The sequence below is a fragment of the Streptomyces sp. NPDC001709 genome (assembly GCF_053596375.1).
Window position 1 is genome coordinate 160480 of record NZ_JBSFGB010000019.1, and the last position, 13283, is coordinate 173762.

At 70.2% G+C, this 13283-nt stretch carries 10 protein-coding genes; 4 read left to right on the top strand and 6 right to left on the bottom strand.

All coding sequences use genetic code 11. The features are described from left to right. Positions 1-37: 37 nt before the first annotated feature. Positions 38-1921 carry an alpha-L-fucosidase gene (locus ACWC0C_RS26875; protein WP_450866363.1) on the top strand — a complete coding sequence of 628 codons (1884 nt, stop codon included), beginning with the start codon at positions 38-40 and terminating at the stop codon, positions 1919-1921. A 101-nt stretch (positions 1922-2022) separates the two neighbouring features. Here the strand turns inward: ACWC0C_RS26875 and ACWC0C_RS26880 are convergent, their stop codons facing one another. The 6 genes from ACWC0C_RS26880 to ACWC0C_RS26905 form a co-directional block, all read right to left on the bottom strand. Next, positions 2023-3876: an RICIN domain-containing protein gene (locus tag ACWC0C_RS26880; RefSeq protein ID WP_450866365.1), complete on the bottom strand. Its 1854-nt coding sequence runs from the start codon at positions 3874-3876 to the stop codon at positions 2023-2025. Between the two features lie 62 nt (positions 3877-3938). Beyond that, on the bottom strand, positions 3939-5675 hold the full coding sequence (locus tag ACWC0C_RS26885; RefSeq protein WP_450866366.1) for an amylo-alpha-1,6-glucosidase: 1737 nt from the start codon (positions 5673-5675) through the stop codon (positions 3939-3941). A 79-nt stretch (positions 5676-5754) separates the two neighbouring features. Beyond that, positions 5755-6579 (bottom strand): carbohydrate ABC transporter permease, encoded by an 825-nt coding sequence (locus ACWC0C_RS26890; RefSeq protein WP_450866368.1) that lies wholly within the window; start codon positions 6577-6579, stop codon positions 5755-5757. Beyond that, a complete protein-coding gene (locus tag ACWC0C_RS26895; RefSeq protein ID WP_450866369.1) occupies positions 6576-7559 on the bottom strand; it encodes a carbohydrate ABC transporter permease in 984 nt (327 codons plus the stop codon). Before ACWC0C_RS26895 ends, ACWC0C_RS26890 begins: the two co-directional genes overlap by 4 nt. Before the next feature lie 10 nt (positions 7560-7569). Beyond that, positions 7570-8817 carry a sugar ABC transporter substrate-binding protein gene (locus tag ACWC0C_RS26900; RefSeq protein WP_450866371.1) on the bottom strand — a complete coding sequence of 416 codons (1248 nt, stop codon included), beginning with the start codon at positions 8815-8817 and terminating at the stop codon, positions 7570-7572. A 140-nt stretch (positions 8818-8957) separates the two neighbouring features. After that, a complete protein-coding gene (locus ACWC0C_RS26905) occupies positions 8958-10004 on the bottom strand; it encodes a LacI family DNA-binding transcriptional regulator (protein ID WP_450866372.1) in 1047 nt (348 codons plus the stop codon). 303 nt (positions 10005-10307) lie between these two features. Here ACWC0C_RS26905 and ACWC0C_RS26910 point away from each other — a divergent pair, with 303 nt between their 5' ends. The 3 genes from ACWC0C_RS26910 (at position 10308) to ACWC0C_RS26920 (ending at position 13234) form a co-directional block, all read left to right on the top strand. Then, entirely contained in the window at positions 10308-10712 is a 405-nt protein-coding gene (locus ACWC0C_RS26910; RefSeq protein WP_450866374.1) for a hypothetical protein, read from the top strand. Between the two features lie 578 nt (positions 10713-11290). Continuing rightward, positions 11291-12199: an expansin EXLX1 family cellulose-binding protein gene (locus ACWC0C_RS26915; RefSeq protein ID WP_450866376.1), complete on the top strand. Its 909-nt coding sequence runs from the start codon at positions 11291-11293 to the stop codon at positions 12197-12199. Positions 12200-12475: 276 nt separating this feature from the next. After that, complete coding sequence (locus tag ACWC0C_RS26920; protein ID WP_450866377.1) at positions 12476-13234, top strand: FadR/GntR family transcriptional regulator; 759 nt, start codon at positions 12476-12478, stop codon at positions 13232-13234. Positions 13235-13283: the final 49 nt, after the last annotated feature.

Here is a 13283-nt window from a genome sequence, read left to right on the forward strand (position 1 = left end):
CACGTCACGCAGATCGGTACTCGCCGCCATGGCGGCCATGACGGTGGCCACCGCGGTCGGTTCCGCCACGGTGGCGGCACCCGCGTACGCCGCGCCCACCGCACCCCAGCCGCTGCCGCTGCCTGCCCTGCGGATCCCGAGGACCGACATGGGGGTCGAGCAGCAGCCGGATGCCACGATCCAGTGGCTCCAGGACGCCAAGCTGGGCATGTTCATCCACTGGGGCGTGTACGCGGGCCCGGCCAAGGGCGAGTGGTGGATGCACAGCGCCCCGGTCACGCCGGCGGACTACCGGAAGTACGTCACCGACGCCACCGACGAGCAGTTCACCGCGGACGCCTACGACCCGGAGGCCTGGGCGCGGCTGGCCAAGGACTTCGGGGCGAGGTACGTGACGCTGACCACGCGCCACCACGACGGTTTCGCGCTGTGGCCGCTGAACCATCCCAACAGCTGGAACTCGGGGCAGGCGCCGCTGGGCCGCGACTTCGTCAAGGACTACGTCGCGGCGGTGCGGGCGGCGGGTCTGAAGGTGGGCCTGTACTACTCGCCGATCGACTGGCGCTATCCCGGCTACTACGACGTCCGTGGCACCCACTGCGCGCCCAACCCCTGGAACTACACGACCGATCCCGCGCACAAGGAGAACGCACGGGTCATGAAGACTGAGGTGTACCAGTCGGTCAAGGAGCTGGTCACCCGGTACGGCCCGATCGACGACCTGTGGTGGGACGGCGGCTGGGTGGCGGAGCAGGGCAGCGACGCGGACGGCGCGTTCTTCTGGGAACCCGGCCGGTACCGCGACCCCGCCAACGAGTGGCCGGTGGACGCCGTCTACGGCGAGACGGACGACGACGGCAGGCCGCTCGGGCTGATGGGCATGGTGCGCAAGCACCAGCCCGGGATCATCGCCACCTCACGCTCGGGCTGGACGGGCGACTACGCCAGCGACGAGGGCCCTTCCGTCCCGAGCGGAGCGATCCGCACCGGCCTGGTCGAGAAGGTGTTCAGCGTCGGCAGCACCTGGGGCTACAACTCCGATGGCACCGTGATGAGTTACGGCACCGCCATGGACATTCTCGTCAACTGCTGGGTGCGGAACATGACCGTGATGGTCAATGTCGGCCCGGACCGGCACGGCACGGTGTCCGACGCCCAGGCCGGGCTGCTGCGGCGGATCGGCACCTTCATGGCGTCCTGCGGCCGGTCGGTCTACGGGACCCGCGGCGGCCCGTGGAACCCGGTCGACGGCCAGTACGGCTTCACTTACAAGGACGACACGTTCTACGTGCACCTGCTGCACGGCTACAGCGGCACCTCGTTCACCGTCCCGTCGCTCGGTGACGCCAGGGTCGTGCGGGCCTTCGATGTGCGCACCGGTGCCGGCCTGGCGTACTCGGCCGGAGGCGACGGCCGGGTGACGATCACCGGCATCGACCGCACCGCCCATCCCGAGGACAGCGTCGTCGGCGTCACGCTGGACCGGTCCGTCCAACCGGCCGACATCGCAGTCGGCCGGACGGCGACGGCCGACAGCGAGGAGTCCTCGAAGGGCAACACCGCCGCGAGGGCGGTGGACGGTTCCACCGCGACCCGGTGGTGTGCGAACGACGGCGGCACCGGCCACTGGCTCAAGGTCGACCTCGGCTCGCCCCGGTCGCTGACCGGCACCCGCATCGCCTGGGAACTGGACGGGACCAACTACCGTTACACGATCGAGGGTTCCGTCGACGACCGCAGGTGGAGCACGCTGGCCGACAACACGGCCACCACCAGCACCAGTCAGGTCCAGGTCGCCATGTTCCGGACCCGGGCACGGTATGTGCGTGTCACGGTCACCGGGTTGCCTTCCGGGGCATGGGCGTCCCTACGCAACTTCGAGGTCTACGACCGGCCCTTCTCCGCCGAGCTGGGATCGTAGGCGCTGGACACGTGGAACCAGGGGCCTTCGGCCACACAGACCGAAGCCCCCGGTTCCCGTCGCGGCCGTGAACCGACTACAGTGCGGACCCGTTTCAGCCGTCAGAACTTGCCGGGGAGTCGCCAGATCTGGTTCTTCTTGGTGCTGAGGGCGCCGGCCGGGTCGCAGGTCCACTGGTGGACGAGGGCTCCCGGAGCGGTGGAGATGTTGCTGACGTCGACGCACTTGCCGCTGTGGACGGCGGCCAGTTGGTAGTCCTTGCTGTTGCCGAGTGCCGTGACGGGGTTGAGGGTGAACTGCTGGTTGGCCGCGCCGTTGCAGGTGTACTGAATGACGGCGGCGCCGTCGGCGGTGGACGCCCCGGAGACGTCGAGGCACTTGCCGCTCAGCTCGTCGACGACGGTGTAGGTGTTGGTCTTCCCCGCCACCGGCTTGAGGTCGAGCATCTGCTGGTAGCCGCCCTCGCAGTGGTACTGCTGGTACTGGGTGCCGTTGGCGGTGCTCAGGTTGGTGTCGTCCAGGCACTGGCCGCTGTTCTCGCTGACGGCGACGGTCGAGACGGTGGTGTTGGACGGCGGGAGCAGGGTGACGGTGTAGCCGTCCTTGGCGTTGCTCCAGGGGATGCTCACCGAAGCCGCGTTGTTGCCGACGGTCAGGGTGGTGTCGGAGATCGTCTCGGGCCCGGCCACCGCGGCGCCGCCGTTGTACGGGACGCGCTGGACGACCGCGCGGACCTTGCCGCTCTCCACCACCGAGGTCGCGTTCAGGCCGGTGAGGTTGACGGTGACATTGCCGGTGTTGCCGTTGCTGCCGAGCAGGATCTTGGCGTTCCTGGCGGTGTTGTCCTTGGTGGCGAGGCCGTCGGTGCCGGCGCCCGGAGTAAGGTTGACGATGTTGCCGGTCTGCGAACCGTAGTAGCGGTACATGAACCACTCGCCCAGCGGCAGGTACTGGCCGGAGCTGTTCTTGGTGAGCAGGTTGGCCTCGTAGTCGTGCAGGTTCGTGCCGGAGGCCCAGTTGCCGCGCAGTCCGTCGGCGCCGGCGCGCTCCAGCCGGCCGATGAACCAGGCACCGCCACCGGGGTTCTGCTGGGAGAGCGCCGCGTACTCGTTGATCTGGTACGGGCGGGTGTTGGTCAGGCCCGCCGCGGCGAGGGTGGAGTTGGCACTGGCGACGCCCGGGACGGGATCGGCGGGTTCGTCGTGCCAGCTGTAGATGTCGGGGGCGACGTTGTGGGCCTTGACGTAGGTGAGGTAGGTGGTCCACCAGGTGTTGGAGGAGGTCGGCTGGCCCGCCATGCTGGGGCCCACGATGAGCTGGCCCGGGAAGGCCGCCCGCACCCGGGCGTAGAACCGCGACCACATCTGCAGGTACTGGCTCTGCGAGGGAGCCCAGAAGCCCCTGCCGTCGGGCTCGTTCCACAGGTCCCACTCGACGGTCATGTTGTTGGCTTTGACGTCGTTGATGAGCTGCGTGACGAAGTTGTCGAACTTCGCCCAGTCACCGTTGTCGCCGGGCCAGCCCTGGCTGGTGGTGCTGTCCGCGCCCCACAGGTCGTGCGGGAGCAGCACGAAGGTGCCGCCGAGGGCCGCCGTGCGCTTGTACTGGGCGAGCGTGGCGTTCCAGCGGGTCTGGTAGTCGGCGAGGCTGGTGCCGTAGCCGCCGCTGTTGAGCTGGGCGCCGCCGGCCCGCATGAAGTGCCACTTGATGTCCTTGAAGAAGTGGTCCTGCGGCAGCGACCCGTTCGGCGTCATCCCGTAGATCATGCCGGAGGCGCGGTAGGTGGGCGCACCGCCGGCTGTCGCGAAGTCCACCGTGACGCCGGTGTCGGCGGCCTGTGACGGGGCTGCGGGCACGAGGGTCGCGGCCAGGGCGGTCAGCAGGACGGCGACGGACGGACCCGTTCGGCGTCCGGTGCGGGAGGTGGGGCTGGGGTGTATCCGGGGCGATTTCATCGTGCGGCTCCTGCGTGAGTGTGGCGGGCCCGGACGGTCCGGGGGCTATGGGGGGCAGCCGGTCAGCGGCCGTCCCGGTGTGCGTGTGCTTCGGCCAGCAGGAGATAGCTGCTGGCGGTCCAGGTGTAGGCGCGGTCGCGCAGACCCGTGCCGGTGACGGCGTCGAAGTTCTCGGCGAAGCCGTGGGTCTCGCACAGGCCGCGGAAGCGGGCGCTGATGTCGTCCGCCAGCCGGTGGTGGCCGGCGCGGCGCAGGCCGTCCTCGACGAGGACGGTGGCCGGGGCCCAGATCGGGCCGCGCCAGTAGCCGTCGGCGAGGTAGTGCGGTGAGGTGGTCAGTTCGGTGGCGAGGCCGTACGGGGTCAGGTGGGCCTTGATGTGGTCGGCCAGCGCGCCGGCGACCTCGCCGGGCAGGTGCTCGCCCAGCACGATGGGCATCAGGTCGAGGAGGCTTGAGCTGCTCCAGGTGCTCCCGCCGGCGACGCCTCGGGCGACGAATCTGTCCCCGCTCCAGAGCTGCTCCAGCAGTGCCGTCCGGGTATCCTCGGCCGCCCGGGTCCACCGGCGCGCCTCGTCCCGCCTGCCCAACTCGGTCGCCAGCTCGGCGAGTTCGCGCAGTTGGAGGACGAGGAAGGCGGCCAGGTCGGCGGTGACGACCACGCGCTCGGGGTCGAAGGTGGTGGCGTTGTCCCAGCCGCTGTCGTTGCCGTGCTGGTAGTGGGCCAGTTCGGCACCGGGGGCTCTCCGTGCGGTGAGCCAGAAATCGGTCCAGCGCTCCAACCTGCCGTAGATCTCTGCCAGTTCGGCCTCGCCGAGAGGTGTCGGCAGGCGGCGGCGCAGGTGGCCGAGGGCCCAGCCGTGGATGGGCGGCTTGACGAAGTTGTAGAGCACCTCGGAGTGGGTGACCGAGTCGGGCAGGGCACCGCTGTCGTCCTGGTGGTCGAAGGGCAGGGCGAACTGGTCCAGGGCCAGTTCGGGACAACCGGGCGCCAGGGCAAGGGCGTTGAAGCAGTGGTCCCAGCTCCAGACCTTGTCCATCCAGTGCTTGGACATCAGCACGGCGGGTCGGGTGACCAGGCCGGTCGGTCGTACGGTCGCCGACCAGACGACGTAGGCGGCCAGCTCGGCGGCCGGGGTGGCGGACGAGCGCCAGGGCGCCACGGCGTCGACGAAGTCCCCGAACCTTCTTTTCGCGGCCTCCACGATCTCGTCGAAGGGCGCCGAGGACGCGTAGGGCGGACGAGAGGTGTCGAGTTCCTCGATCGCCATCTCCCAGGACCCGTGCGCCGCGGCGGTGACGGCGAGACCGCGGTCGGCGCTGCCCAGGGCCTGGGTTCCGGCCGGGTCGGCGAAGGTGCCGGACAGCACGGTGACGCGGTAGCGGCGTCCGGTCTCGTACGAGGTGAACACGTGCCCGTTCGCTGCCGGGTCGTGGAAGAAGTACGTCCCGCTGAACGGGGTCAGGGTGTGCGCGGCGGCGAAGACGCTGATGCCCAGGCCGCTCCCCCGCAGCCGCACGGTGTCCGGCGACTCGTAGGCGAGGTCGACGTGTCCTTGCGCGCCGGTCCAGCTGAGCAGGCCCGGTGTCGCCTCGACGCGGGCCGCGGCCCGCTCGCCCGTCACCGGGTCCAGCGGGACCAGGCGCAGGACGCCGTGCATGCCGTTCTGGTGCGAGACGAGGTGCAGGTCCTCGGCGTACGTCTTCTCCGCCACCACGGGCGAGATGTCGAACCAGGAGCCGTACGTGCTGAACGGAATGTCGTGGACGGAGAAGGCCGGGCCGGTCGGGGCGGCGGTCATGTGGTGGGACTCGTTTCTCGGGCAGGGGGAACCGGCCGACTGGCGTGCAGCCGGAGCGGTCGTGAGGGGAGGGAGGGGCTCAGTCCTTGACGGCGCCGGCGGTCACGCCGGCGGCGACGTAGCGCTGGGCGAGGACGAGGATCACGGCGGTCGGCAGCGAGGCCACGACAGCGGTCGCCATGATGGCGTTCCACTGCTGGTTGTTGTTGCCGATGTAGTGGTAGATGCCGAGCGTGATCGGCTCGTGGGCGCCGCCGCCCACGAGGGTGCTGGCGAAGACGAAGTCGGACCAGGACCACAGGAAGGCGAACAGGGAGACCGTGACGACGGCGTTGCGGCTCATCGGCAGCACCACGGACCAGAAGGTCCGCAGGGCCCTCGCCCCGTCCATCTGCGCGGCCTGGAGCAGTTCGCCGGGGATGCCGGACATGAACGCGGTGAAGATCAAGACGCCGAAGGGGACGGCCAGGGTGGAGTCGGCGACGATCAGCCCGGGGACGGACTGGAGCAGACCCAGTTGGAGGTAGATGGCGTAGAAGCCCATCGCCATGATGATGCCGGGGATCATCTGTGCGGCCAGCAGCACGAAGCTCAGGATGCCGCCGCCGCGCGGGCGCAGCTTGGCCAGGGCGTAGCCGGCGGGGGCGGCCAGGGCGACGGTCAGGACGACGGTGCCCAGGCCGATCACGAGGCTGGTGCCGAGGTAGGGCAACTGCTCGTCGAGGACGGTGCGGTAGCCGGCCAGGGTGGCGTGCACAGGGAGCAGATCGGGTGGGCTCTTGCGCATGTCCTGGTCGCGGGTCAAGGACACGTTCAGCATCCAGTACACCGGGAAGAGCATCATCGCGGTCAGCAGGACACCGGCGGTCGTCTTCCACCACGTACGGCTGGTGCTCCGGCTCATGACAGCGCCTGCTTCCGCTGGACCCGGACGTAGACCAGGCCGAAGACCAGGGCGGCGACCACGAGCAGGTTGCCGACGGCCGCACCCGGGCCGAAGGCGGGCAGGAGGTTGCCGAAGCCGAGCTGGTAGGACCAGGTGGCGAAGGTGGTGGACGAGTCCGCCGGGCCGCCCTTTGTCATGATCCAGATGATGTCGAAGACCTTGAGCGTGTAGACCAGCCCGAGCAGCAGGGTGATCGCGGACACCGGGCGCAGCAGCGGGAAGGTGACGCGCCAGAAGCGCTGCCAGGCGTTCGCCCCGTCGAGGGCTGCGGCCTCGTACAGGCTCGCGGGGATGGACTGCAGGCCGCTGTAGAGCACGACCAGGTTGAACGGGACGCCGATCCAGATGTTCGCGATGATCACCGAGATCAGTGACCAGGACGGTGAGGTCAACCAGTTCACCGGCGCGATGCCGACGGCGCTCGCCAGGGCGTTGACGACGCCGGAGTCGCTGTTGAGCATCCACGACCAGGTGGAGGCCGACACGATGAGCGGCAGCCGCCAGGGCACCAGGAACAGGGCGCGCAGGGTGGCCGACAGCCGGAAGTGCTGGTTGAAGAAGACCGCGAGGGCCAGGCCGATGGCGTACTGGAAGACCAGGCACACGGCGGTGAAGACGGCCGTGTGGAGCAGGGCCGGGGCGAAGGTCGGGTCGTCGAAGACGGTCTGGTAGTTCCTCAGGCCCGTGAAGGGTGCGTTGCCCTGTACGAAGGAGCGGACGGTGTAGTGGCGCAGGCTGAGGTCGAGGTTGCGGTAGAGCGGATAGGCGTAGAAGAGGGCGAGGTAGACGGTCACCGGGGCGAGGAATCCCCAGGCGGCCCACTGCTGGGAGGTCGGACGGCGGCGTGTCCTGGTGCGGGCCGGGGGCGGGGCGGCGGTGGCCGCCCCGTCCCGGACGCGCGCGGACCGGCGGTCCGGCGGACGGGTGGTCTGTTTCATCGGTCCCACCTCACTTGACCGCGTCCTGCGCCGAAGTGAGGGCGTCCTTGGGCGACTTGGATCCGCTGAGGGCGGACTGGACGGCCTTCCACATCTGCTCGGAGATCTTGGGGTACTTGGTGCCCAGGCCGTCGCTCGTGCGCCCCTTGGCCGACTTGACCGCGTCGACCCATGGCTTCAGCGCGGCGTTCGCCGCCACCTGCTTGTTCTGGACCTCGCTGGTGGGGGCCACGTAGGACAGGGTGGTGTCGGTGTCGTAGAGGTTCTGGGCGCTGGTCAGGCAGGTGGTGAGCTTCCGGGAGATGGTGTAGCGGGCGGTGTCGTCCTGGACCGGGACGGTGACGAACTCGCCGCCGGTCGGGGCCGCAGCGTTGCCTCCCGTGGCCGCGGGGATGGGCAGCACCCCGTAATCGAGCCCGGCCTTCCTCGCGTTGGCGAGCTGCCAGGTGCCGTTCTCCGCGAAGGCGTAGTCGCCGCCGGCGAACTCCTGCCAGCTGGTGGTCTGGGTGTTGTTGAGCACCGAGTTGGGGGCGTAGCCCTGCTTCAGCCAGTCCGTCCACAGCGACAGGGCGGACACGGCCTGCGCGGAGTCGAGCCCGGTCAGCTTGGCGCCCGCGCCCCAGAACCACGGCAGGAACTGGAAACTGCCCTCCTCCGTGCCGATCGCCGAGAACGTGACGCCCTTCTTGCCCGCCTTCTTGACCTTCGCCAGCGCCGCCGTCAGCGACGTCCAGTCCTTGACCGAGGCGATGTCCACCCCGGCTTCCTTCAGCACCTTCTTGTTGTAGTAGAGGGCCAGGGTGTTGGCGCCGATCGGCGTACCGTACGTCTTGCCGCCCGACTGGCCGGCCGCGAGCAGGTTGGGGTCCACCTTGGAGGTGTCCAGCTTGGTGTCCTCGGTCGTGGTGAGCACGCCAGCCTCCGCCAGGGTCGACACCACCGGGTTGTCCACGATGAGGACGTCCGGCGAGTTGCCCTGCTGCGCCGCCAGCAGTGTCTTGTTGCCCAGGTCGCTGGTGTCGAAGGCGGTCCGCTTGATCTTCACCCCGGCCTCGGTGCCGCACCGGTCCAGCAGCTTCACCCAGGCCGAGCCCTTGTCGAACTGCGGGTACGGGTCCCAGATGGTGTACGTGCCGCTGCCGGCACCCTTGGCATCGGTGGTGCCCGAACCGGAGGAACAGGCGGTGGCGCTGACGGCCACGGCCAGGGCTGTGAGGGCTGCTGCGGTCAGACGACGCTGTCTGGAGGAGTGCTTCATTGCAAGGATTCCTTTGTTCTGGGCATGACAGTGCCGAGGGCACGGGCTGACGAGGAGAGACGGGCACAGCGAACGGCACCGTTGAGGGGTTCGAGCGCCCGGTGGTGTAACGAGGGACGAAGAGGGTTACGTGGGTGCTGTCAGGGTGTCGTACCGGACCCCGCGTCCGCGGTGGGTGCGACTCCCGCGGGCCCGGTGCTGCCCCGCAGGGAGATCGGCGGCGTGAGGAGATGGTGCCGGGGCGGCGCGTCGGGATGGCCGAGCCGCTCCACCAGCAGGTCGATGGCTCGCCGGCCCATCTCCGCCGCCGGTACGTCCGCCGCGGTGAGCTGCGGGGTCACCGTCTCCGCCCACCGGCCGGCCACCACCCCCGTGACGGAGAAGTCGCGCGGCACATGGCGGCCCGCCTGGGCGAGCCCCCGGTAGAGGCCACCAAGAGCGGCCTCGTTCAGCGTGATCAGGGCCGTGGTGGCCGGGTCGTCGCGCAGGATCTGCTCCACGCATGCCTGACCCGCCGCGGCGTCGTCCCCGCAGCAGTACGTCCGCACCGTCAGCCCGCGCTCGGCAGCTGCCTTGGTGAAGCCGTCCAGGCCGCGGTGCGCCGACTCGTACCCCGCCCGCAGCAGTTGCTCGGGACGGTTGACGAAGGCGACCCGGCGATGGCCGAGATCCGCCAGGTGGTGCACGCACGCCGCCGCCAGCGCGGTGTGGTCCAGGCTCACCCACCAGCCGTCCTCCGGGTGGGCGGTGCGGCCGATGGCGACGGAGGGGAAGTCCAGCGCGGCCAGGTGATCGACCCGGTCGTCCTCCAGCCTGATCTCCATCAGGATCGCGCCGTCGACCCGCCGCTCGCCCAGCAGCCGCTGGAAGGAGCGGTCGCTGTCCACACCGCTCGGGGACAGCAGCACGTCGTAGTCGTAGGCCGCGGCGGCCTCCACCACACTGCCGATGAAGTCCAGCTGCATCCCCGTGTAGTGGTTACCGGCCGGCGGGAAGACCAGACCGATCGTGCTGGTCCGGCCGTTGGCCAGCGCGCGGGCACTGGCGCTGGGCCGGTAGCCCAGCTCGTCGACGACCTGCTGGATCTTCCGGCGCGTCTCCTCCGCCACCGGGCGCTTGCCGCTCAGCGCGTACGACACGGTGCTCCGCGAGACACCGGCCCGCTTGGCGATCTCACCGATGTTCACGGGAACTCCTTGCTCGAACCGGTTCGCTGCTCCGGGAGGAACATAGCTCCGGGCGCCTGAGGCTGGGAACGGTGAAGAAGTGATCTCCGGCTTGTCGAACCGGTTCGCATGAAGTGAAGGTAGGAATGGCCTGCGGGGCCTGTCAACACCCCCGACACCTTAATCCCGCATAATCCCGCGCAATCTCGGGCCGGAGCCGGAGCCGTGGATCACGTCGAGGGGATTGCTGGCCGGGATGCCCGGTGCTAGCTTCACCGAACCGGTTCGACGAGGTTTGGCGTAGATGATCTATCGGTTCGACGTATGCCGGTACTGCCCGGCGGGGCGCCCGCCTCCGGCGGCGCGTACGTCCTGCTACCCCGCGAAGCCCTGGACGGCGCAAGCGACTTGACGGTCTCCGTCCGTGTGAAGTGGGGCGGCGACAAGGCGCCCTGGCAGCGGATCCTCGACCTGGGCGCGGCGCTCGGCCCCGAGCAGTTCGCCGGCGCGGTCGGCAACGAGCCGACCCTCCAACAGCTCGCGCAGGTGCCCTTCGAAACCCGTACGACCGGGGCGGCCCCGTCCCTCCCCGTAACGGTCCGCCCCTCCTCCTCCGACGGCTACGACCGCGGCACCTTCCCCGGCGTCCCGCTCCGCTCCCGCTATGCCCCGCTGACCGACCGGATCACCGTCGCGCCGTACGCGCGTCCGCGCGCTCCGCTGGGGTGACTCCTGCTGCCGAGGGCACTGACCCGCTCGGGCCGCCTCGCCCCGGCCTGTCCGGCGGGGCCGGAGCGCGGTCGGGTGGGCGCGGGAGTGCCGCGTCCAAGACGCTCCGGTCACCGACACCTGGACAGCCGCCTCCTGCTGCGCACGCGCAGGGTAGTCGCCCGATCCGCGGACCATCAGTCGGGTGGGAACGGTGATGGTGCGGGAGCAGTCGCCGTCGAGGCGGTCCAGGGCGGTGGCCGCCACCGTTCGGCAGATCTCCTCGGGTGAACGGTCTTAGGGCAGGTCGGCCTCGCGGTCGACGCCAGGCCGACCACGGCCATGACATCGGCCCCAGGTGTGCTGTCCCGGGACGTTGGTGCACGCGTGAAAGCCCCGTGCGGTCCGACGCCGGTTTCGTGCCGCGGCTCGCGCACGAGCTGAGCGCGGGGCACCGGCAGCACCCCGTGGGAAATCGGCGGCAACCTTTTCGCGGCCTGCGGCCACTGAGCGGTGCACCATCGATTCGATCTTCCGAACGGACGGACATGAAGGCACCGAGGCAGGCCGCGCGGCAGCGCCGGCGCAGACAGAGGCTGATGCTGGGCACCACAGTGGGGCTGACCGCCGCAGGCGTTCTCGCCTACCTGGTCATGGGGCTGCTGCCCGGCCGCAAGGCCGATGCGGCACCTGCCGCGGCCACACCCGCCGCCACCGCCCAGGTGAGAGCCGACAACGCGGCCGACAAGGGCACCCCGTCCGCGTCGGCGACCCCGACCGCGACCGGCACCTCGACGCCGACGGCCGGCGCGAGCACCACGGCAGCACGACCGTCGGCCAAAGTCACCCCGCGGCCCTCGCGGACGGCGTCCACCGAGGCCGCCGCACCGTCGACGGGACGGATCCGCCCCGGGGCCTTCTACCGAGGGGTCGCCACCGCCTACGAGGCCGGCGACGGCAACGGCGCCTGTCTGTACGGCCCTAGCAGCGACCTCATGATCGCCGCGATGAACACCACCGACTACGAGACATCCAGGGCGTGCGGCGCGTACGTGCGCGTCCGCGCGGCCAACGGCGCCTCCGTCACGGTCCGGATCACCAACGAATGCCCGGCTCCCTGTGCACCTGGTCAACTCGACCTCAGCCAGCAGGCGTTCGCCAAGCTCGCCCCGCTCAAGGTCGGCCGGATACCGATCACCTGGAGCCTGCTGAGCCCCAGCACGTCCGACACGATCTCCCTCCGGTACAAGACCGGCTCCAGCCCCTACTGGTGCGGTATCCAGGCGATCGGCCACCGCAATCCGGTCGCGCGGCTGGAGGTCCGCACCGGCAACGGCTGGCGGCAGCTGCCCCGCACGGACTACAACTACTTCGTCTCCGCCGACGGCCGCGGATGCGGCAGCGCGATCAGACTCACGGACATCTACGGAGAGCAGCTGACCATCAGCGGGATCGCGCTACGGCCGAACGTGGTGCAGCCGACCCGGGTCCAGTTCGCCCTGCACTGATCCCCCGGGGGCCTCCGCCGGAGCGGGTCGCCCCCAGGAGATCGCCCAGGCCTGCGCGGAGCACGGGGCGAGCCTGCCCGCCGCGGCCATGGTCTGCCCCGGCACGCAGCCCAGTATCATCAACGTCACCCTGGGCATGCGAAACCTCGAACAGGTCGAACGAAACGTGCGGCTTCACCATCGGCCCGTTCCCGACGGTCTGTGGGCCGGTCTTCGCGCTCGGGGCTTGATCAGGGCGGACGTGCCGGCGCGAGCCGGTCGCGGGAGGAGCGCGCGGTGTCTTTGACCGACAAGGCCATCGAGCACATCCGTGAGCTGATCCGCAGCGGCGCGTTGCCTCCGGGTTCGAAACTGCCTCCGGAGGCCGACCTCGCAGCCCAGCTGGGTCTGTCCCGCAACCTCGCCCGCGAGGCCGTCAAGGCGCTGGCCGTCGCACGCGTGCTGGACGTCCGGCGAGGCGACGGAACGTACGTGACCAGTCTGGAGCCCAGCCTGCTGTTCGAGGGCCTCGGCGGAGCCGTGGAACTCCTCCAGAGCGACTCGGCCGCGCTGCTGGACCTGATGGAGGTCCGCAGGCTGCTGGAGCCGGCGGCCACCGCCCTGGCCGCCACCCGGATCTCCGACGACCAACTGGCCGAGGTCAAGCGCCATCTGGACGCCATGCGCGAGGCCCGCGACGACGTCGAGCAGCTCAACGCCCACGACGCGGCCTTCCACCGGGCCGTGATCTCCGCGACGGGCAACGACTCGCTGCTCACGCTCCTCGAAGGCATATCGGGCCGTACGCTGCGTGCCCGGATCTGGCGCGGCCTGGTCGACGACCAGGCCGCGGGACGCACACTCGCCGAACACGAGTCGATCTTCACGGCCCTCTCCGCCCGCGACGCCTTCCTGGGCCAGGCCGCCGCACTCCTGCACGTCAACAACACGGAGCAGTGGCTGAGGGAACACCTGCACTCCTCGGAGTCACCCGGCACCGGTTCAGCGGGGCGTCGACGGGGTGCTCCGGCGAAGCCCCGCCACCGGGAGGGGTGAGGAGCTCCCAGGGGCGGCCTCCCTGCGGACCCCCTGCCAAGCCATGCCG

Coding starts and splice junctions, on each gene's coding strand:
- ACWC0C_RS26885 (WP_450866366.1), bottom strand. CDS start 5,675: ATGACCGCCGCCCCGACCGGCCCGGCCTTCTCCGTCCACGACATTCCG.
- ACWC0C_RS26910 (WP_450866374.1), top strand. CDS start 10,308: ATGCCGGTACTGCCCGGCGGGGCGCCCGCCTCCGGCGGCGCGTACGTC.
- ACWC0C_RS26895 (WP_450866369.1), bottom strand. CDS start 7,559: ATGAAACAGACCACCCGTCCGCCGGACCGCCGGTCCGCGCGCGTCCGG.
- ACWC0C_RS26875 (WP_450866363.1), top strand. CDS start 38: ATGACGGTGGCCACCGCGGTCGGTTCCGCCACGGTGGCGGCACCCGCG.
- ACWC0C_RS26890 (WP_450866368.1), bottom strand. CDS start 6,579: ATGAGCCGGAGCACCAGCCGTACGTGGTGGAAGACGACCGCCGGTGTC.
- ACWC0C_RS26900 (WP_450866371.1), bottom strand. CDS start 8,817: ATGAAGCACTCCTCCAGACAGCGTCGTCTGACCGCAGCAGCCCTCACA.
- ACWC0C_RS26915 (WP_450866376.1), top strand. CDS start 11,291: ATGCTGGGCACCACAGTGGGGCTGACCGCCGCAGGCGTTCTCGCCTAC.
- ACWC0C_RS26880 (WP_450866365.1), bottom strand. CDS start 3,876: ATGAAATCGCCCCGGATACACCCCAGCCCCACCTCCCGCACCGGACGC.